The organism is Stenotrophomonas sp. YJH_SMC_54 (assembly GCF_059368435.1).
This window is the reverse complement of record NZ_JCAFRS010000002.1, coordinates 101,018-119,209: the sequence shown is the minus strand read 5'-3', so window position 1 is coordinate 119,209 and position 18,192 is coordinate 101,018. Positions and strand designations below refer to the sequence as shown.

Genomic DNA, 18,192 nt, shown 5'->3' with positions numbered 1-18,192 from the left:
CTTGTATGATGTTGGGTTATTCCCCCTGATACAGCTGGTGCCCGTTGTGAACAGTTCCCCCCGCCGCCCCCATGCCAGCCAGGTCCAGAAGGGACTGACGCCACATGCCCGCATCCGCAATGTCATCGCGGTCGGCTCCGGCAAGGGCGGCGTGGGCAAGTCGACCACCGCGGTCAATCTGGCCGTGGCGCTGCAGCAGCTGGGCGCACGTGTCGGTGTGCTGGACGCGGACATCTACGGCCCCAGCGTGCCCGCCATGCTGGGCTTGTCCGGGCGGCCGGAAAGTCCCGACAACAAGAGCATCGAGCCCCTGCGCGCGTTCGGCGTGGACACGATGTCGATCGGTTACCTGATCGAAGAGGACACGCCGATGATCTGGCGCGGTCCGATGGCCACCTCGGCAATGACCCAGCTGTTCAACGACACGCTGTGGGATGACCTGGATTTCCTGCTGATCGACCTGCCGCCGGGCACCGGCGACATCCAGCTGACCCTGACCCAGAAGATCCCGCTGGCCGGTGCGGTGATCGTCACCACGCCGCAGGACATCGCCACGCTGGATGCGAAGAAGGCGCTGAAGATGTTCGAGAAGGTCGAGGTGCCGGTGCTGGGCATTGTCGAGAACATGGCCGTGCACACCTGCAGCAACTGCGGGCATGTCGAGCATCTGTTCGGCGAGGGCGGTGGCGAGCGCATGGCCGCGCAGTACGGCGTGCCGCTGCTGGGATCGCTGCCGCTGCAGATCGGCATCCGCGAGCAGGGCGATAGCGGTACCCCGATCACCGTGGCGCAGCCCGATTCGGTGCCGGCGCAGGCCTACCGCCATGCCGCGCAGCGCCTGATCGAGGAAGTGGGCAAGCGCCCGCGGGCGTCGATTCCGATCCTGTCTTCGCTGCTGTAAGCACCTCGGCCGGGGCCGTCGGCGATGCCCGGCCCCCTGCTAGAATCCTCGCGCCCCTCGTATCCCCCAGGACAAAGCATGAGCATCAAGAGTGACCGTTGGATCCGCCGCATGTCCGAGCAGCACGGCATGATCGAGCCGTTCGAGGCCGGGCAGGTCAAGCAGGCCAACGGCGAGCGCATCGTCAGCTACGGCACGTCCAGCTATGGCTACGACGTGCGCTGCTCGCGCGAGTTCAAGGTGTTCACCAACATCAACTCGACCATCGTCGATCCCAAGCATTTCGACTCGGGCAGCTTCGTCGACATCACCGCCGACGAGTGCATCATTCCGCCGAACAGCTTCGCGCTGGCGCGTACCGTGGAGTATTTCCGCATCCCCCGCGACACCCTGGTGGTGTGCCTGGGCAAGAGCACCTATGCGCGCTGCGGCATCATCGTCAACGTGACGCCGCTGGAGCCGGAATGGGAAGGCCACGTCACCCTGGAATTCAGCAACACCACGCCGCTGCCGGCGCGCATCTACGCCAACGAAGGCGTTGCACAGATGCTGTTCTTCCAGGCCGCGGCTGATGATATCTGCGAGACGTCGTACCGCGATCGTGGCGGCAAGTACCAGGGCCAGACCGGTGTGACCCTGCCGCGGACCTGAAGATTGCAGGCGGTTTGTGGAGCCGAGCCATGCTCGGCTTCAAGGCGGGGCAGCCGAGCATGGCTCGGCTCTGCATGAACGAGGGCGGCGCAATGCGCCGCCTTCGTTATTTTCCGCGCCCGAACAGCATCGCGATCCCGACACCCACCAGCGCCACCGGCCACCAGGTCAGCAGCAGCTTGGACAGGTTCAGGTGCGTCCAGCCGAGGTTGCTGGCGAGCATGAACAGGCCGATCAGGATCAGCAGGATGGCGGCAACGAGGTTGAATCGCATCGGGTCGGCGAAGGCTCAGGTGTGGGCCGGATATCCTAGCCGTTCCTTCCAGTAGGCGACATGCTGGTCCAGTGCGGCCGCTTCGTAGCGGTGCGCGGGACCGCTGCCCCAGACCGGGCCCGGCCAGGCCGGATCACCGTCATGGCGGCCGATCACGTGGAAGTGCAGCTGGCGCACGATGTTGCCCAACGCGCCGATGTTGATCTTCTCCACCCCGTCGGCGCCCTTCAGGGCCTTGCAGGCGCGATTGAGCTCGGTGCGCAGCTTGTCCTGCTGCTCGCCGTCCAGCTCGATCCACTCGGTGACCCCGGCCAGGCGCGGTACCAGTACCAGCCACGGGAATCGTTCGTCGTTCATCAGCCGCACTTGCGACAACGGTCCTTCGGCCACCAGCACGCTATCGGTGGCCAGGCGTGAATCGAGTTCGAATTCGCTCATCCAAGATGCTCCGAGAAGAAGTCCAGGGTGCGTTGCAGCGCCAGGGCGGCGCTGTCTGGATCATACGCATGTCCGACCTCCCGGTTGAAGGCGTGGTCGGCCGGATAGACGAAGGTGGCCATCTGCGGCAGCTTCTCGCGATGGGCCTGGACCGCTTCCGGCGGGATGCTGCGGTCCTGGGCGCCGAAGTGGAAGATCACCGGCGCCTTCGGCGTCTCATCGAGGAACTGGACGTTGCGCGCGCCGTAGTAGCTGACAGAGGGCAGGCCCAGGCGCACTGCGGACAGCATCGCTACCGTACCGCCCCAGCAGTAGCCGACGGTGCCGACCTTGCCGTAGGGGGCCAGCCGGGTGGCTGCCGCGCGGACCACCTCCAGCGCCTTCTCCATGCCCAGCGCGCTGACCCGTTCCAGGCCCTGCTTCACGCCGTCGGCGTCGTAGGGCAGGGCATCCGGGTCGGCATCGGGGCCATCAATCAGGTCAAAGAACGACGGTGCCAGCACCGCATAGCCCTCGGCGGCGAAGCGTTCGGCCACGCCGCGGATGTGCGGGTTCGCGCCGAAGATTTCCTGCACCACCACCAGCCCGCCTCGCGCGGTGCCCTCGGGGAGTGCCTGCCAGGCCCGTACCGCGCCGTGGTGCGTATCCAGGGTGATCCACTCGGCCATCGTCATCTACTCTCGTTGCAGGGACAGGACTGCATTGTCGGTGCTGCGCGGGTTAGCGCGGTGTCAGCGGCTGTGCGTGATCGGGCGGCTGGCCATTCAGAGCCCGGCCGCCAACCCCGGTATACTGGCGCCCTTTCAGGCCCCGGCCCCCAGGAACCCCTGCCATGCCGGCAGGGGCCCAGGCCCCCAGAGTCCCGCGATTCCATGTCCCAGCTGAACCCCAAAGTCGGCTTCGTCAGCCTTGGCTGCCCGAAGGCCCTTGTCGATTCCGAGCGCATCCTCACCCAGCTCCGCTCGGAAGGTTACGACATCGTCCCGTCCTACGATTCGGCCGATGTGGTGGTGGTCAACACCTGCGGCTTCATCGATTCGGCGGTGACCGAGTCGCTGGACGCGATTGGCGAGGCGATGAACCAGAACGGCAAGGTCATCGTCACCGGCTGCCTGGGCAAGCGCCCGGAGCAGATCCGCGAGGCGTATCCGAACGTGCTGGCGGTGTCCGGCCCGCAGGACTACCACAGCGTGATGGAAGCGGTGCATGAAGCACTGCCGCCCAAGCACGATCCGTTCGTGGACCTGGTGCCTGACTACGGCATCAAGCTGACCCCGCGCCACTATGCCTACCTGAAGATTTCCGAAGGCTGCAACCACAAGTGCAGCTTCTGCATCATCCCGTCGATGCGCGGCAAGCTGGTCTCGCGCCCGGTCGACGAGGTGCTGCGTGAGGCCGAGCGCCTGGTGCGTGGTGGCGTGCGCGAGCTGCTGGTGGTGTCGCAGGACACCTCGGCCTATGGCGTGGACGTGAAGTACGCCGAGAAGATGTGGCGCAACAAGGCCTACCAGACCCGCCTGAAGGCACTGTGCGAAGGTCTGTCCGAGCTGGATGCGTGGGTTCGCATGCACTACGTCTACCCGTACCCGCACGTGGACGAGGTGGTGCCGCTGATGGCCGAGAACCGCATCCTGCCGTACCTGGACATTCCGTTCCAGCATGCCAGCCCGCGCATCCTGCGCCTGATGAAGCGTCCGGGTGCGGTCGAGAAGACCCTGGAGCGTGTGCAGAACTGGCGCCGCATCGCCCCGGACATCACCGTGCGTTCGACTTTCATCGTCGGCTTCCCGGGCGAGACCGAGGCCGAGTTCGAAGAACTGCTGTCGTTCCTGGACGAGGCACAGCTGGATCGCGTCGGTGCGTTCGCCTACTCGCCGGTCGAGGGCGCCACCGCCAATGACTTGCCCGATGCCGTGCCGGAAGAAGTGAAGCAGGAACGCCTGGCCCGTTTCATGGAGAAGCAGGCGCAGATTTCCGCCGCGCGCCTGGAAGCCAAGATCGGTACCGTGCAGCAGTGCCTGGTCGATGCCATCGAAGGTGACATCGCCGTGGCCCGTTCCAAGGCCGATGCGCCGGAGATCGACGGCCTGGTGCACATCCAGAATGCCGACCAGGTGCCGCTGCGCGTGGGTGAGTTCGTCGACGTGGAAATCACCGAGAGCGATGAGCACGACCTGTACGGTGATGCGCTGCCGGCCGCTACCCGCCCGGCATTCGATCTCAAGATGCTGTGACCGCAGCGACGACCGCCGCCGGTGACGGCAGCGGTGTGCGCCGCTTCGTGCCGCCGCCGCGTGCGGCGGTCGATCCGCAGGTGTTCGCGCACCCGGTGTTTGCCGGGTTGCGCGACGTCCATGACCTGCTGGCCAGCCCTGAGTGGCCGTCCATTGCAGCGCTCGAGACACGCCTCACGCTGCCCGGCAAGCACCTGGTCGAGCAGGATGCCGCGCTGCTGGCCGACGGCCTGCACTACGAAGCCCGCATCGCACAGGGGCGCATCGCCACCCGCGCCGACAACTGGCATGACCTGTTCAATGCACTGGTGTGGGCCCGTTACCCGCAGCTCAAGCAGGTGCTCAATGTGCAGCAGTGCAGGCATATCGCATCCATGCCGCCGGGGCAGCGCAATCGCGCGCAGGCCGCGCTGACCCAGTTCGACGAAACCGGTGTGATCGTGCGTGTGCGCGATGAGGACGTGTTGGCCGCATGGGACGTGCATGATTGGCCGGCGTTGTTCGAGCCTGCGCGCTGGCAGAGTGGTGACATCGCTATCGCTGCGATATTCGGGCACGCGCTGATGGAGCAGGCGCTGCTACCGGGGCGCCTGCTGGTCGGCAAGTGCGTGGTGGTGCACGGTGAAGTCGATGATGCCTGCGTTGACGCAGTGACCGCGGCCATCGCCGAGGGCAGGGCAGTGGCCGATCCCCTGCAGTTGCGTCCGCTGCCGCTGGCGGGAATCCCGGGCTGGCACCAGGGACAGGATGCCGCCTTCTATGCAGATGCCGCGTACTTCCGCCCGCTGCGGGCCGGCCGCCAGTACCCGCCGCCGTTGCACAGGGCTATGTAGAGTCGACTGTCAGTCGACTGCTCTTCGTTCCGAGGCCGTGAACGCCCGACAGGTGGCTTCGGCGAGTCATCAACCGCGATGAGGAGCGCGGTGCGCTTACCGTCCGGCTGCGGAGGTTTGTGCCGCGCTTGGCGCGGTAGTCGACTGACAGTCGACGCTACAGCGGTTCGTATTCCACGCTGATCACCGCGAAGGTGAACTGGCCGCCGGGCAGTTCCACCGAAAATTCATCATCCAGCCGCTTCTTCAGCAGCGCACGCGCCAGCGGCGAATCGATGCTGATCCAGCCCAGGCCTGCGTCGGTCTCATCCGGGCCGACAATGCGATAGCGGCTGGTGTCGCCACTGTCCACGTTCTCCAGTTCCACCCACGCGCCGAAGAACACCGCCAGCGGATCGGTCGGCGTGGTATCGACCACGCGTAGCGATTCCAACCGCTTGGTCAGGTAGCGCACACGACGGTCGATCTCGCCCAGCTGCTTCTTGCGATAGGTGTACTCGGCGTTTTCCGAACGGTCGCCTTCCGCAGCAGCCGCGGCCAGTGCCTTCACCACATCGGGGCGGCGCACACGCCACAGGTCATCCAGCTCGGCCTTCAGCCGGGCGTGGCCGGAGGCGGTGATCAGGGCGGTACTCTTTTCTGCAGGGGGACGCCAACGCGACATGTGGTGCGACTTCTTTTCAGGGGAACGATGGGGTCGGATCCTTTCCGCAGGAAAGGGATCCGACCCCAGTAGTGGCAGATCAGCGCTTGCCGCCGAAGATGCCACCCAGGATGCCACGCACGATCTGGTTGCCCAGTTTGGTGCCGACGGTGCGCGTGGTCTGCTTGGCCATGGTTTCGATCATGCCCTGGCGGCGCTTGGTGCCGAAGATCGCGTCCTTGATCGCCTGGCCGAAACCGCCTTCCTGCGCTTCGTCCTGCTCGCGGCTGCGCGCGGCCGGTGCCTGCGCCTGTTCGACGGTCTTCTGCGCACGCTGGGCCAGCAGTTCGGCGGCCGATTCGCGGTTGATCGCGGTGTCGTAGCGGCTGCCGACCGGGCTGCCGGCACGCACCTGGGCACGCTCGGCGTCGGTGATCGGCCCCATCCGGCAGCGCGGCGGCGCGATCATCGTCTGCTGCACCGGCATCGGCACACCCTTGTCCTGCAGCGTGGACACCAGCGCTTCGCCGGTACCGAGCTGGCTGAGCACCTTGGCCACGTCCAGCTTCGGGTTCGGCACGAAGGTTTCGGCAGCAGTCTTCACTGCCTTCTGGTCGCGCGGGGTGAATGCACGCAGCGCATGCTGCACGCGATTGCCGAGCTGGCCGAGGATGTTGCCCGGCACGTCATCAGGGAACTGCGAGCAGAAGTAAACGCCCACGCCCTTGGAGCGGATCAGTCGCACCACCTGCTCGATGCGCTGCACCAGCGACGGCGGTGCATCGTCGAACAGCAGGTGCGCTTCGTCGAAGATGAAGACCAGCTTCGGCTTGTCCAGGTCGCCCACCTCCGGCAGCTGCTCGAACAGCTCCGACAGCAGCCACAACAGGAAGGTGGAATACAGCTTCGGCTTGAGCACCAGCTGGTCGGCGGCAAGGATGCCGATCATGCCGCGGCCGTCGTGATTGACCCGCATGATGTCGGCCAGTTCCAGGGCCGGCTCACCGAAGAAGTTCTCGCCGCCATCCTGCGCCAGGCGCAGCACCGACCGCTGGATCGCAGCGATGGACTGCGCGCTGACCAGGCCGTACTCGGTGGAGATGTCCTTGCGCTCCTCGGCCACCAGGCCGAGCAGGGCGCGCAGGTCGTCCATGTCCAGCAGCAGCAGGCCACGGTCGTCGGCCAGCTTGAACACGATGTCGAGCACGCCGGACTGGGTGTCGTTCAACTCGAGGATGCGCGCCAGCAGGGTCGGGCCCATCTCGCTGACCGTGGTGCGCACCGGGTGACCCAGCTTGCCGTACAGGTCCCAGAAAATGGTCGGGCTGGCGGCCGGTGCGTAGTCGGCCACGCCGATCTCGGCGGCGCGCTTGAGCAGGTTCTCGGCGCCGGTGCCGGGCACCGCCAGGCCGGACACATCGCCCTTCACATCGGCCAGGAACACCGGCACGCCCAGCCGCGAGAAGCCCTCGGCCAGGGTCATCAGGGTCACGGTCTTGCCGGTACCGGTGGCGCCGGCCACCAGGCCGTGGCGGTTGCCGAGTTTCGGCAGCAGGGTGACGGCCACATCGTCGGTGATGCCTTTGCCGAGCAGAATCGGATCCATGGTCCAGCCCTTGTGGTGAATAGCCCAATGTTAACCGCCGGCGGTGACGGTCCGAAGGTCGGCTTGCCCGGACCTTGGCGGCGCCGCTACTCTGCCTGCCTGTTTCGCACACAGTGCCATCAATGCCCGTTCCTGTCCTGATTTCCCGCGGTTGGCCGCTGCTGGCCCTGGCCGGCCTGGTTTCCCTGGCGCCCGACGCCCATGCGCAGCGGGTTTCGGCCCGGGACAAGGCGAAGGTGGATGCGCTGCAGCAGCGCATGACCGTCGCCGAGAAGCGTTACAGCGATGCGCTGCTGCTGGTCGCCAATGCCGACCCCAAGGGCAGCAACGAAGCCGACGCCGCGCTGGAGGACATGGAAGATGTCCTCAACGACTGCGTGAAGCAGAAGGGCTGCCAGATGGGCACCCTGCTGGCCAGCTACAAGCGCCTGCTCAAGCACGACGCCGACGCGGCCGCCAGCGATGACGTGGCCGACGAGGGCGGTGATCGCCTGGAAGCCGACCCCGACCACATCGGCCCGCTTACCGCCGACGTACCGGAGGCCGCGCGCGCTGCCGCGCTGCTGAACGACAAGCGGCACGCCTTCGACAGCATGGTCGAATACAACCCGGCGGTGCAGGCCGGCATCCGCCGCTGGCTGACCGACATGCGCCCGGCGTTGCTGACCAGCTACGAGAACTACCAGAACCTGCGTGCGGTGATGTGGCCGGAGTGGGAGAAGCGTGGCCTGCCTGAAGCGCTGCTGTTCGGCATCATGGCCAAGGAATCCAACGGCCGCGTGCATGCTTCATCGCGCGCTGGCGCCGCCGGGTTGATGCAGTTCATGCCGGCCACCGGCCGCCGCTTCGGCCTCGGCCCGGACGGCACCGGCTTCGACACCCGCTTCGATGCACGCAGTGCGGCCGAGGCCAGCGCCAGCTACCTCAACGAACGCCTGCGCGAACTGAACAACAACGTGGAAATGTCGGTGGCCGCCTACAATGGTGGCGAAGGCCGCGCCGCGCGCGTGTTCAAGCAGAGCGCCGGGCAGAGCTTCTGGACCGACAGCGTCTACAACCAGTTCCCCGGCGAGACCAAGGACTACGTGCCGATGGTGATCGCCGCGGCCTGGATCTTCCTGCACCCGCAGCAGTACGGCGTGGAGTTCCCGAAGATCAGCGCGCAGCCGGCCACGCTGCGCCTGGCCAAGTCGACCACCATCTACGAACTGACCATCTGCCTGGGCAGCCACGGCACCCGCGATGGCTACATGCGCGCGCTGCGCAACCTCAACCCGCGCTATGAGGCCGATGGCTGGATCCCGGCCGGCACGCTGATCAATGCCACCACCCGCATCGCCGGCCTGTACCAGCGCAACTGCGTCAGTGGCCCGCGTGCCGACCTGGCCCGCACGCTGATCACCGCCGATCTGAACGCAGCAATCAAGCGCCCGGCCGCGACCAGCTACACCGGGAGCGTGGCCGTGGGCGGCGTGGTGCCGGTGGCCGATGCGGCCGCGTCCGCCAGCGTGCCGACCACGCCGGTCGCTCCGGTGGCCACGCCACGCCCGGCGGCGCGGCCGAAGCCGGTGCGCAGTCACAAGGTGGGCCGGGGTGAAACCCTGGGCGCCATCGCGGCCAAGTTCCAGTGCGACGTGCCCACCCTGGCCCGCGCCAATGGCCTGAAGGCCCCGGCCTACAGCCTGCGCCACGGCCAGACGCTGAAGCTGCAGGGCTGCGACAAGTAATCCCCCCGACCCTGGAATCCGCATGGACCTCGAAGACACCCGCAACCTGTTCGCCAACCTCCGCGAAAACACCGACTGGGACATCACCGGCCCGTTGCTGTGGGGGTACTTCTTCGTGCACTCCACTGCCGAGCCGTTGCAGGCACTGGCGCAGCACCTGCAGGCGCAGGGTTACACCTTCGTGGAATTGTTCGAACAGGATCCGGAAGAGGGCGACGCGCCGTTCCACGTGTTGCATGTGGAGCGCGTGGAGATCCACGACGAAGCCTCGCTTGACCGCCGCAACCAGGAATTCGCAGCGCTGGCCGCGGAGAAGGGCGTGGAAGACTACGACGGCATGGACGTCGGTCCGGCCCCGTCCCTGCAGTAACGCGCGTACCGGTAGTGCCGGCCGCTGGCCGGCAATGCTCGACGCGTTGGATCAGCGGAGATGCCGGCCAGCGGCCGGCACTACCGAAGCCTCAGCGCAGCTTCGCCAGCGCCTGGCCCAGCTGCACCGGGCTTTCAGCGCCCAACTGCGGGGCGAAGTCAGCCACGCCCGGCGGCAGCAGCACGATCACGGTGGAGCCGTAGTTGAAGCGCGCCATCTCGGCAAAGCGCTCCAGCCTGATGCCCTGGCCGCGGTAGTCCTTGCGGGTGATGCGGTCGCCATAGTGCGGAATCTCTTCGCCGCTCCACACGGTTTCCACCCCGGACACCAGCAGCGCACCGACCATCACGCTGACCATCGGCCCGAAGCTGGTGTCGAAGTGGCAGACCAGGCGCTCGTTGCGGGCGAACAGGCGCGGTACGCCGTTCACTGCCGCCGGACCAACGCTGAACAGGCGCCCCGGCACGTGCACGGTCTCACGCAGGGTTCCGGTCCATGGCATGTGCACGCGGTGGTAATCGCGCGGCGACAGGTACACCGTGGCGTAGAGGCCATCGTTGTATGGCTTGGCGTCCTCGTCACTGCCCAGCAGTTCGGCAGCGGTGAATGACTGGCCCTTGGCCTGGAAGATGCGGCCGGCCTCGATCTTCCCCAGCTGGCTGATGCGGCCGTCGGCCGGCATCACCAGGCTGCGCGGATCGGCGTCAGCCACGCGCGCACCCGGCTTCAGCGCACGGGTGAAGAACTGGTTGAAGGTCGCATAGCTGCGCGGGTCCGGGTTGGCCGCTTCGTCCAGGTTGACGTTGAACTTGCGGGTGACCGTGTCGATCAGCCAGCGCGATACGCGCGGATCGTCCGAGTACGCCAGCGAACGCGCCATCGAGGACAGCAGGCGGTGTGGCAGGGCGTACGTCAGGGCGGTGGTGAGGCTCATGGGGCGGTTTTCTCGGTCAGCTTCTGCAGGTCGCGGGCAATGGCCGGCGCGTTGAACGGGGGGCGTACCAGGCCGGCAAGGCGGCCCTGCGGGTCGAGCACGGCCAGGCTGGCCGAATGCTCGACGGCGTAATCCTCGGGGTTCTCGTCGAAATGCTTGCCCGGCACCTTCTGGAACACGAAGCCCAACGAGGTGGCGAAGCGCTCCAGCGAGGGAACGTCAGCGGTGGCGGCCAGGGTGTCCTTGTGGAAACCGTGCACGTACTCGCCGAGGCGGGTGGCGCTGTCGCGGTCGGGGTCGACCGAGATGAACAGCACGCGTGGGCGCAGGCTGTCGGGCAGGGCTTCCCACTGGTTCTGCGCGCCGGCCAGCTCGGCCAGGGTGGTCGGGCAGACGTCCGGGCAGAAGGTGAAGCCCAGGAATACCAGGGTCCAGTGGCCCTTCAGTTCGCCCGGGATCAGGCGGGTGCCGTCGGACTGGGCCAGGTTGAAGTCGGGCAGTTCGCGCGGCTGCGGGTACAGCGTGATCGCTTCGGTGGCCGGGGCATTGGCCGGCGGCTTCGGCGCGAACAGCTGCTGGGCGGCCAGCAGGCCGAGACCCGCCGCCAGGGCGATCAGCAGGATGATGCCGGCGTTGCGATTGAACATGGGGGCTCCCGCGCGAAGTGGGCCCCATCATACCGGCTGTGGCCCGAATCGTTTCCGCCGCAACGGATGCCGCCACGGGCGCCAGCCCCTATAATCGGGGGCCACTTTGCCCGCAGTACCGCCATGACCGCTGAAACGGCCGCCGAACTCCACACGATCATCGATCTGATCCGCTACGGCACCAGCCGTTTCAACGAAGCCGGACTGACCTTCGGGCACAGCTACGACAACGCGCTGGACGAGGCCACCCAGCTGGTGCTGCACAGCCTGCACCTGCCGCATGACCTCGGCCCGGCCTATGGCCAGGCGCGCCTGCTGCAGGCCGAGAAGCTGCGCGTGCTGGAGCTGTTCCAGCGTCGCATCGACGAACGCATCCCGGCCGCCTACCTGACCGGTGAGGCCTGGTTCGCTGGCCTGAGCTTCAAGAGCGACAAGCGCGCCCTGGTGCCGCGCTCGCCGATCGCCGAACTGATCGAATGCGGCTTCGAGCCGTGGCTGGCCGGCCGCGATGTCAGCCGTGCGTTGGACCTGTGCACCGGTTCGGGCTGCATCGCCATTGCCATGGGCCACTACTACCCGAACTGGGAAGTGGACGGCGTCGACCTGAGCGACGATGCACTGTCGCTGGCCGAAGAAAACAAGGAGCGCCTGCAGGCGCACAACGTCACCCTGCTCAAGTCGGACCTGTTCAACGGCCTGACCGGCCGCCACTACGACCTGATCGTCACCAATCCGCCGTACGTCACCAACGATGAAACCGATGCCCTGCCGCAGGAATACTCCTACGAGCCGGAAATGGGCCTGCGTGCCGGCGACGACGGCCTGGACCTGGTGCTGAAGATCCTGCGCGACGCCCCGCTGCACCTGAGCGAGGACGGCCTGCTGATCTGCGAAGTGGGCGAATCCGAGCAGCACCTGATCAAGCTGCTGCCGGAAGTCGACTTCGCCTGGATCGAGTTCAAGGTCGGCCAGATGGGCATCTTCGCGGTCGAGTGCCGCGAGCTGATCGCGCACAGCGCGCGCATCACCGAACTGGCGGCGCAGCGCCCGTGAGCTCCAATTCGTTCGGCAAGCTGTTCACCGTCACCACGTTCGGTGAGTCGCACGGGCCGGCCATCGGCTGCGTGATCGATGGCTGCCCTCCGGGGCTGGCGCTGGACGCGGCCGAATTCGCCCATGACCTGCAGCGTCGCGCGACCGGCAAGAGCCGGCACACCTCGGCCCGCCGCGAGGCCGATGAGGTCGAGATCCTGTCCGGCGTGTACGAGGGCCTGACCACCGGCACCCCGATCGCGCTGCTGATCCGCAACACCGACCAGCGCAGCAAGGATTACGCGAACATCGGCCAGCAGTTCCGGCCGGGTCATGCCGACTACAGCTACTGGCACAAGTACGGCATCCGCGACCCGCGCGGTGGCGGCCGTTCCTCGGCGCGCGAGACCACCATGCGCGTGGCCGCCGGCGTGGTCGCCAAGAAGTGGCTGGCCGAACGCTTCGGCGTGACCGTGCGCGGCTACCTGTCGCAGCTGGGCGACATCACCCCGGCTGGTTTCGACTGGTCGGCGGTGGAAGACAATCCGTTCTTCTGGCCGCATGCCGCACAGGTGCCCGAGCTGGAGGCGTACATGGATGCGCTGCGCAAGTCCGGTGATTCGGTCGGCGCGCGCGTGGACGTGGTCGCCGACAACGTGCCGCCGGGCTGGGGCGAGCCGATCTACGGCAAGCTCGATGGCGAACTGGCCGCCGCGCTGATGAGCATCAACGCGGTGAAGGGCGTTGAGATCGGCGACGGTTTCGCCAGCGCCGCACAGAAGGGCACCGAACACCGTGACCTGCTGACCCCGCAGGGCTTCGCCAGCAATCACGCCGGCGGCATCCTCGGTGGCATCTCCACCGGCCAGCCGGTGGTCGCCTCGATCGCCCTGAAGCCGACCTCCAGCCTGCGCCTGCCGGGCCCGTCGCTGGACACCGCCGGCAACGTGGTCGAGGTGGTCACCACCGGTCGCCACGATCCCTGCGTCGGCATCCGCGCCACCCCGATCGCCGAGGCGATGGTGGCGATGGTGCTGATGGACCAGGCGCTGCGCCATCGCGCGCAGTGCGGCGATGTCGGCACGATCACCCCGCGCATTCCCGGGCAGATCGATGGCTGACACGCGGCCGACCGTGTGGGTGAGCCAGCCGCTGATCGACGCGGCCATCGCGCCGCTGCGCGATCGCGTGCAGCTGCGCAGCACCGATGCGGTCACCGCCTGGTCGCCCGAGCAGGTCGCCGAACAGCTGGACGGCGTCGACGGCGCGATCATCACCCTCAACGAGCGCATCGGTGCGGCCCAGGTGGCCGACGCCGCGCAGCTGCAGGTGATCGCCAATGTCGGCGTCGGCTACAACAACCTGGATGTCGATGCGCTCAGCGCAGCCGGCATCCTCGCCAGCAACACGCCGGACGTCCTGACCGAAACCACCGCCGATCTCGGTTTCGCCCTGTTGATGGCGACCGCGCGCCGGATCACCGAATCCGAGCGCTGGCTGCGCGAAGGCCAGTGGCAGCAATGGTCGTTCCAGACCATGCTTGGCGCAGACATCCATGGCAGCACGCTGGGCATCCTCGGCATGGGCCGCATCGGCCAGGGCATCGCCCGCCGCGGCGCGCATGGTTTCGGCATGAAGGTGCTGTACCACAACCGTTCGCGCCTTCCGGCCGAGACCGAGGCTGCGCTCGGCGCGACCTACGTCGACCTGGACACGCTGCTGGCGCAGTCCGACCACCTGGTCACCGTGCTGCCCTACACGCCGGCCTCGCATCACATCATCGATGCGGCTGCGCTGGCGAAGATGAGGCCCTCAGCCACCCTGGTGAACATCGCCCGCGGCGGCATCGTCGACGAACTGGCGTTGGCCGACGCGCTTGCCCGAGGCCGTCTGGCCGCTGCCGGCCTGGATGTCTACGAGGGTGAGCCGGCGGTGCGCCCCGAACTGCTGGCGCTGCGCAATGTCGTGCTCACGCCGCACATCGGCAGCGCCTCGCTGGCCACGCGCACGGCGATGGTACAGCTGGCCGTGGATAGTCTGGTTGCCGGGCTCGGCCTGGACGGCGGCCCGTCGCGCATGCCGAGCGCGATCAACGCTGATGCGGCGATGGCCGCGCGCGTGACGCTGGGCAAAAAAACCGGGAAACGATAGGGAACCTCCGCGCGCCCCGCTTGAGGAGGTTCCCCGAACCCAGCTGTTGTGCGTGTTTCTTCCCCATTCCCGTTTTCGTGAGAGTTCCCCCATGAGCAATGCACAGCGCAGTTTCCACGTCGCCGTCGTCGGTGCCACCGGTGCGGTCGGCGAGACCATGTTGTCGATCCTGGCCGAGCGTGGTTTCCCGGTCGGTACCCTGAGCGTCCTGGCTTCCGAGCGTTCGGCCGGCGGCGAGATCGAATTCAACGGCCAGAAGGTCACGGTCCAGGACCTGGCCACCTTCGATCCGAGCGGCGTCGAGATCGCGCTGTTCTCGGCCGGTGGCAGTGTGTCCAAGGAATACGCACCGAAGTTCGCCGCTGCCGGTGCGGTGGTGATCGACAACTCTTCGGCCTTCCGTTACGACGATGACGTGCCGCTGGTGGTGTCCGAGGTCAATCCGGAACAGGTGGCCAACCGTCCGCGCGGCATCATCGCCAACCCGAACTGCTCGACCATGCAGATGCTGGTGGCGCTGGCGCCACTGCACCGCAAGTACGGCATCGAGCGTATCAACGTCTCCACCTACCAGTCGGTGTCCGGCGGCGGCCGTTCGGCTACCGAGGAACTGGGCAAGCAGACCGGCCAGCTGCTGAGCTTCCAGGAAATCGATCCGCAGCGCTTCCCGGTGCAGATCGCCTTCAACCTGATCCCGCACATCGACGACTTCCAGGACAATGGCTTCACCAAGGAAGAAATGAAGCTGATCTGGGAAACCCGCAAGATCCTCGGCGACGACAGCATCCTGGTGAACCCGACTGCGGTGCGCGTGCCGGTGTTCTACGGCCACTCCGAGTCGGTGGCGATCGAGACCCGCGACAAGGTCACCGTCGCCGAAGCGCGCGCGCTGCTGGAGCAGTCGCCGGGCATCGAAGTGGTGGATCGTCACGAAGCCGGTGGTTACCCAACCCCGGTCACCCACGCCTCGGGCACGGACGCGGTGTACGTCGGCCGCATCCGCGAGGACTTCTCGCACCCGCGCGGCCTGAACCTGTGGATCGTGTCGGACAACGTGCGCAAGGGCGCGGCGTTGAATGCCGTGCAGCTGGCCGAGCTGGTCGCCGCCGAGCAGCGCTGATCACAGCGGTTGCCTCACCGGTAGTGCCGGCCGCTGGCCGGCATTGCCGTGATCCATGTGCCGGAGTGCATGCCGGCCAGCGGCCGGCACTACCTCAAGGGTCTTTCCGGTGGGTGCGGACCCCGGTCCGCACGCTTTATAGTGTCGCCCATGAATAAACGGGCCAGGGGCGCAAAGCGCCCGCTCCTCTATCTTTCCACCGCGCTGCTGGCCCTGGCCAGCAGTTCGGCACTCGCATTGGGCCTGGGAGACATCCGTGTCCTGTCCAAGCCGGGGCAGCCATTGCTGGCCGAAATCCCGGTGGTGTCGGCGGACCCGTCCGAACTGGAAAACCTGCGCGTGGCGCTGGCCTCGCCGGTCACCTTCGAACGCGTCGGCCTGCAACGGCCGACCGGGCTGGTCAGCGAGCTGCAGTTCGAGCTGACCCGCAATGCGCAGGGCAGGGCGGTGGTGCGCGTCACCTCGCAGGCCCCGGTGGAGACGCCATCGCTGAGCTTCCTGATCGAAGCTGACTGGGGCCAGGGCCGCCTGGTGCGCGAGTACTCCGCGCTGGTCGACGCGCCGTCCAGCGCGCTGGCCGTGGCCGAGCCGGAGATCGTCGCGCCGGCAGGCACGCTCTCCAATACCATCGTGCGCGAACCTGCACCGGCTTCGGCAACGGTGCCAGCGGCAGAGGCGCCCACTACGCCGCCACCTGCGGTGGCGCCTGCACCGGCACGCCCGCGTGCGGCCTCCGCGCCGGTCGCTGCACCGGCGGCCGATGGCAGCGTCACCGTACAGCGCGGTCAGACCCTGTCGCAGATCGCCAGCGCGGTGGCGCGTGGCAACCAGGTCAGCCGCGACCGCGCGATGATCGCCCTGCTGCGCGCCAATCCCGAAGCCTTCATCCGTGGCAACGTCAATCTGCTCAAGCAGGGCGCGGTGCTGCGCGTGCCGGGCAGCGATGCGCTTGCCGCTGTCGATGCCGCCGAGGCCACCGCGCTGGTGCGCGAGCACGCTGCGCAATGGCGGCAGGCGCGTACCGTGCCGCAACCGGCGGGTGCGGTCGCGCCGGCCGCCAGGGCGGCAACCGCGAACGCTTCTTCCCCGGCTGCCGCCAACGGGGCACGACTTGAGATCGCTCCGGCGCTGGCGTCCGACGCCGCGCATGCGGGCACAACCACCGGCACCGCTGCCGGCAGCGAGGGTGACATGCTGGGCAATGAACAACTGCGCCAGGCGCGTGAGGACATCGCCACCCGCGATGCCGAGATCGGTGAACTGAAGCAGCGCGTGGCCGATCTGGAGAAGCTGAAGGAACAGCAGCAGTCGCTGATCGCGATGAAGGACAACGACCTGGCCGCCGCGCAGCAGCGCCTGGCACAGGCGCCGGGTTCCCGTGATGCGGCAACGCCGTGGTACTGGCTGGGGCTGCCGGTGCTGCTGTTGGCGGCGGGCGCGGCCTGGCTGCTGCGTCGTCGCAAGCCGTCGCCGCTGCCGCCGCTGCGTGAGGAAGACGATGCCGCCGGCCTGGCCGCAGCGGTGCCGGCAGGTGCGGCGCTGGATACGCTGGCCGAGCAGTCCTCGTGGTCGTCGGCTGTTGCCGACAATGGCCGCCAGGAACCGGCGATGCCTGCCTGGGCGACCGAAACCGAAGTGCACGACGTGGTGGTCGCCGAACCCGTTGCCGAGCACGCGGTGCGGGCCGAATGGCAGGCCGAGACACTGCGCGACGAGGACGCGGTGGCATTGCCCGAAGCGGTGACCGATCTGCCGCGCTGGGACGATTCCGCAACCACCGGCGACGAGGTTGTCGTCGCCGAGCCGCTGCAGGACGAACGCGTTGTACCGCAGGCGCCGGCCGAAGTGGCGGTGCCGGACTACGCACTGCATGCCGAACAGCAGCCGCAGTTCCGCGGAGTGTTCGATCTGCCGGCTGACGCGCATGAGAACGAGGCTCCGGCGGATACCGTACATCCCGAGGCCATCGACAGCATCGACCACGGCAGCGTCGACGCTTCTCATTCCGACGATATCGCGCCGAGCGCGGCCGCGCCCGCCGGCGACGCGGGCTGGTCGCCGCGTGCCGGCCAGGAGCGCCTGGAACTGGCCATTGCCTACCTCGATCTGGGCGACGCGCAGACCGCGCGCACCCTGTTGCTGGAAGTCGCCGAAGGCGGTGACCTGCACAGCCAGGCCCAGGCCCGCGAACTGCTGGCCCGCCTGCCGTGACCGAACCTGCCGACAAGGACCCTGCCATGAGCCGCGAGCGTCGCATCGACTACGTTGAATTCGCTTCCAGCGACCCGGCCGCAAGCCGCGCCTTCTTCGAGAAGGTGTTCGGCTGGTCGTTCGTCGATTACGGCAGCGACTACACGGCGTTCGACGATGGCCGCCTGCAGGGCGGCTTCTTCCGCGGCCAGCCGCAGCGGGCCAGCGACAGCGGCGCACCGCTGCTGGTGCTGTATGCCGACGCACTGGCACCGGTCGAGGCCGCCGTGCGCGACGCCGGCGGCGAGATCGTGCGCCCGGTGTTTTCCTTCCCCGGTGGCAGCCGCTTCCAGTTCGTCGAGCCCGGTGGCAACGAACTGGCGGTCTGGTCCGAACGCGATCCGGCCTGAGCGCCGCCCCATACGCAATATCGAGGTAGCA

The 18,192-nt window shown here is 67.5% G+C and carries 19 protein-coding genes; 12 read left to right on the top strand and 7 right to left on the bottom strand.

Translation table 11 applies throughout. The annotated features are described in order from the left end of the window. The first annotated feature begins 46 nt into the window (after nucleotides 1–46). Together apbC and dcd are read left to right on the top strand one after the other, a co-directional pair. On the top strand, nucleotides 47–901 hold the full coding sequence (gene apbC / locus AC5P5S_RS02930) for an iron-sulfur cluster carrier protein ApbC (protein ID WP_005414099.1): 855 nt from the start codon (nucleotides 47–49) through the stop codon (nucleotides 899–901). A gap of 78 nt (nucleotides 902–979) precedes the next feature. Beyond that, nucleotides 980–1,552, top strand: coding sequence for a dCTP deaminase (gene dcd, locus AC5P5S_RS02925; protein WP_005410499.1), 573 nt, complete (start codon nucleotides 980–982; stop codon nucleotides 1,550–1,552). Between the two features lie 106 nt (nucleotides 1,553–1,658). Here the strand turns inward: dcd and AC5P5S_RS02920 are convergent, their stop codons facing one another. From AC5P5S_RS02920 to AC5P5S_RS02910, 3 genes are read right to left on the bottom strand one after another with little or no spacing between them, the layout of a single operon-like run. Next, nucleotides 1,659–1,826 carry a LiaI-LiaF-like domain-containing protein gene (locus AC5P5S_RS02920; protein WP_005410498.1) on the bottom strand — a complete coding sequence of 56 codons (168 nt, stop codon included), beginning with the start codon at nucleotides 1,824–1,826 and terminating at the stop codon, nucleotides 1,659–1,661. 15 nt (nucleotides 1,827–1,841) lie between these two features. Next, on the bottom strand, nucleotides 1,842–2,264 hold the full coding sequence (locus AC5P5S_RS02915) for an HIT domain-containing protein (RefSeq protein WP_005410497.1): 423 nt from the start codon (nucleotides 2,262–2,264) through the stop codon (nucleotides 1,842–1,844). Further along, nucleotides 2,261–2,932, bottom strand: a complete 672-nt coding sequence (locus tag AC5P5S_RS02910) for a dienelactone hydrolase family protein (protein ID WP_024956336.1) — start codon at nucleotides 2,930–2,932, stop codon at nucleotides 2,261–2,263. The genes AC5P5S_RS02915 and AC5P5S_RS02910 overlap by 4 nt, the downstream gene beginning before the upstream one ends. 204 nt (nucleotides 2,933–3,136) lie before the next feature. Between AC5P5S_RS02910 and rimO the strand changes: the two genes are divergently transcribed. Both rimO and AC5P5S_RS02900 read left to right on the top strand, forming a co-directional pair. Then, a complete protein-coding gene (gene rimO / locus AC5P5S_RS02905; RefSeq protein ID WP_062606164.1) occupies nucleotides 3,137–4,498 on the top strand; it encodes a 30S ribosomal protein S12 methylthiotransferase RimO in 1,362 nt (453 codons plus the stop codon). After that, nucleotides 4,495–5,331: a DUF3025 domain-containing protein gene (locus AC5P5S_RS02900; RefSeq protein ID WP_062606166.1), complete on the top strand. Its 837-nt coding sequence runs from the start codon at nucleotides 4,495–4,497 to the stop codon at nucleotides 5,329–5,331. The genes rimO and AC5P5S_RS02900 overlap by 4 nt, the downstream gene beginning before the upstream one ends. Before the next feature lie 157 nt (nucleotides 5,332–5,488). Here the strand turns inward: AC5P5S_RS02900 and greB are convergent, their stop codons facing one another. After that, nucleotides 5,489–5,995, bottom strand: a complete 507-nt coding sequence (gene greB, locus AC5P5S_RS02895) for a transcription elongation factor GreB (RefSeq protein WP_062606169.1) — start codon at nucleotides 5,993–5,995, stop codon at nucleotides 5,489–5,491. A gap of 79 nt (nucleotides 5,996–6,074) precedes the next feature. Then, complete coding sequence (locus AC5P5S_RS02890) at nucleotides 6,075–7,580, bottom strand: helicase HerA-like domain-containing protein (protein ID WP_012480897.1); 1,506 nt, start codon at nucleotides 7,578–7,580, stop codon at nucleotides 6,075–6,077. Nucleotides 7,581–7,702: 122 nt separating this feature from the next. Here AC5P5S_RS02890 and AC5P5S_RS02885 point away from each other — a divergent pair, with 122 nt between their 5' ends. Together AC5P5S_RS02885 and AC5P5S_RS02880 are read left to right on the top strand one after the other, a co-directional pair. Then, nucleotides 7,703–9,307, top strand: a complete 1,605-nt coding sequence (locus AC5P5S_RS02885) for a transglycosylase SLT domain-containing protein (protein WP_062606171.1) — start codon at nucleotides 7,703–7,705, stop codon at nucleotides 9,305–9,307. A 22-nt stretch (nucleotides 9,308–9,329) separates the two neighbouring features. Then, nucleotides 9,330–9,677, top strand: coding sequence for a ribonuclease E inhibitor RraB (locus AC5P5S_RS02880; protein ID WP_005410490.1), 348 nt, complete (start codon nucleotides 9,330–9,332; stop codon nucleotides 9,675–9,677). A gap of 91 nt (nucleotides 9,678–9,768) precedes the next feature. On the opposite strand, the gene asd is transcribed toward AC5P5S_RS02880, so the two are convergent. Then, on the bottom strand, nucleotides 9,769–10,611 hold the full coding sequence (asd, locus tag AC5P5S_RS02875) for an archaetidylserine decarboxylase (protein WP_005410489.1): 843 nt from the start codon (nucleotides 10,609–10,611) through the stop codon (nucleotides 9,769–9,771). Next, nucleotides 10,608–11,258, bottom strand: a complete 651-nt coding sequence (locus AC5P5S_RS02870; RefSeq protein ID WP_062606173.1) for an SCO family protein — start codon at nucleotides 11,256–11,258, stop codon at nucleotides 10,608–10,610. Before AC5P5S_RS02870 ends, asd begins: the two co-directional genes overlap by 4 nt. 123 nt (nucleotides 11,259–11,381) lie before the next feature. On the opposite strand from AC5P5S_RS02870, the gene prmB reads away from it, so the two are divergent. The 6 genes from prmB (at nucleotide 11,382) to AC5P5S_RS02840 (ending at nucleotide 18,161) form a co-directional block, all read left to right on the top strand. Further along, the gene (gene prmB / locus AC5P5S_RS02865) at nucleotides 11,382–12,311 is read left to right on the top strand and encodes a 50S ribosomal protein L3 N(5)-glutamine methyltransferase (protein WP_005410487.1); all 930 of its coding nucleotides are present in this window, start codon (nucleotides 11,382–11,384) and stop codon (nucleotides 12,309–12,311) included. Further along, on the top strand, nucleotides 12,308–13,411 hold the full coding sequence (gene aroC / locus AC5P5S_RS02860) for a chorismate synthase (RefSeq protein ID WP_005410486.1): 1,104 nt from the start codon (nucleotides 12,308–12,310) through the stop codon (nucleotides 13,409–13,411). Before prmB ends, aroC begins: the two co-directional genes overlap by 4 nt. After that, complete coding sequence (locus AC5P5S_RS02855) at nucleotides 13,404–14,441, top strand: 2-hydroxyacid dehydrogenase (protein ID WP_062606175.1); 1,038 nt, start codon at nucleotides 13,404–13,406, stop codon at nucleotides 14,439–14,441. The genes aroC and AC5P5S_RS02855 overlap by 8 nt, the downstream gene beginning before the upstream one ends. Nucleotides 14,442–14,532: 91 nt before the next feature. Further along, nucleotides 14,533–15,561, top strand: a complete 1,029-nt coding sequence (locus AC5P5S_RS02850) for an aspartate-semialdehyde dehydrogenase (protein WP_062606177.1) — start codon at nucleotides 14,533–14,535, stop codon at nucleotides 15,559–15,561. Nucleotides 15,562–15,711: 150 nt separating this feature from the next. After that, nucleotides 15,712–17,772: a FimV/HubP family polar landmark protein gene (locus AC5P5S_RS02845; protein WP_024958310.1), complete on the top strand. Its 2,061-nt coding sequence runs from the start codon at nucleotides 15,712–15,714 to the stop codon at nucleotides 17,770–17,772. A gap of 26 nt (nucleotides 17,773–17,798) precedes the next feature. Further along, the gene (locus AC5P5S_RS02840; RefSeq protein WP_005410482.1) at nucleotides 17,799–18,161 is read left to right on the top strand and encodes a VOC family protein; all 363 of its coding nucleotides are present in this window, start codon (nucleotides 17,799–17,801) and stop codon (nucleotides 18,159–18,161) included. The last annotated feature ends 31 nt before the right edge of the window (nucleotides 18,162–18,192 follow it).

What these genes read in the sequence shown, in the direction of transcription:
- dcd (WP_005410499.1), top strand. Translation starts at nt 980, where the DNA reads ATGAGCATCAAGAGTGACCGTTGGATCCGCCGCATGTCCGAGCAGCAC.
- AC5P5S_RS02920 (WP_005410498.1), bottom strand. Translation starts at nt 1,826, where the DNA reads ATGCGATTCAACCTCGTTGCCGCCATCCTGCTGATCCTGATCGGCCTG.
- AC5P5S_RS02915 (WP_005410497.1), bottom strand. Translation starts at nt 2,264, where the DNA reads ATGAGCGAATTCGAACTCGATTCACGCCTGGCCACCGATAGCGTGCTG.
- AC5P5S_RS02910 (WP_024956336.1), bottom strand. Translation starts at nt 2,932, where the DNA reads ATGGCCGAGTGGATCACCCTGGATACGCACCACGGCGCGGTACGGGCC.
- rimO (WP_062606164.1), top strand. Translation starts at nt 3,137, where the DNA reads ATGTCCCAGCTGAACCCCAAAGTCGGCTTCGTCAGCCTTGGCTGCCCG.
- greB (WP_062606169.1), bottom strand. Translation starts at nt 5,995, where the DNA reads ATGTCGCGTTGGCGTCCCCCTGCAGAAAAGAGTACCGCCCTGATCACC.
- AC5P5S_RS02890 (WP_012480897.1), bottom strand. Translation starts at nt 7,580, where the DNA reads ATGGATCCGATTCTGCTCGGCAAAGGCATCACCGACGATGTGGCCGTC.
- AC5P5S_RS02885 (WP_062606171.1), top strand. Translation starts at nt 7,703, where the DNA reads ATGCCCGTTCCTGTCCTGATTTCCCGCGGTTGGCCGCTGCTGGCCCTG.
- AC5P5S_RS02880 (WP_005410490.1), top strand. Translation starts at nt 9,330, where the DNA reads ATGGACCTCGAAGACACCCGCAACCTGTTCGCCAACCTCCGCGAAAAC.
- asd (WP_005410489.1), bottom strand. Translation starts at nt 10,611, where the DNA reads ATGAGCCTCACCACCGCCCTGACGTACGCCCTGCCACACCGCCTGCTG.
- AC5P5S_RS02870 (WP_062606173.1), bottom strand. Translation starts at nt 11,258, where the DNA reads ATGTTCAATCGCAACGCCGGCATCATCCTGCTGATCGCCCTGGCGGCG.
- prmB (WP_005410487.1), top strand. Translation starts at nt 11,382, where the DNA reads ATGACCGCTGAAACGGCCGCCGAACTCCACACGATCATCGATCTGATC.
- AC5P5S_RS02855 (WP_062606175.1), top strand. Translation starts at nt 13,404, where the DNA reads ATGGCTGACACGCGGCCGACCGTGTGGGTGAGCCAGCCGCTGATCGAC.
- AC5P5S_RS02850 (WP_062606177.1), top strand. Translation starts at nt 14,533, where the DNA reads ATGAGCAATGCACAGCGCAGTTTCCACGTCGCCGTCGTCGGTGCCACC.
- AC5P5S_RS02845 (WP_024958310.1), top strand. Translation starts at nt 15,712, where the DNA reads ATGAATAAACGGGCCAGGGGCGCAAAGCGCCCGCTCCTCTATCTTTCC.
- AC5P5S_RS02840 (WP_005410482.1), top strand. Translation starts at nt 17,799, where the DNA reads ATGAGCCGCGAGCGTCGCATCGACTACGTTGAATTCGCTTCCAGCGAC.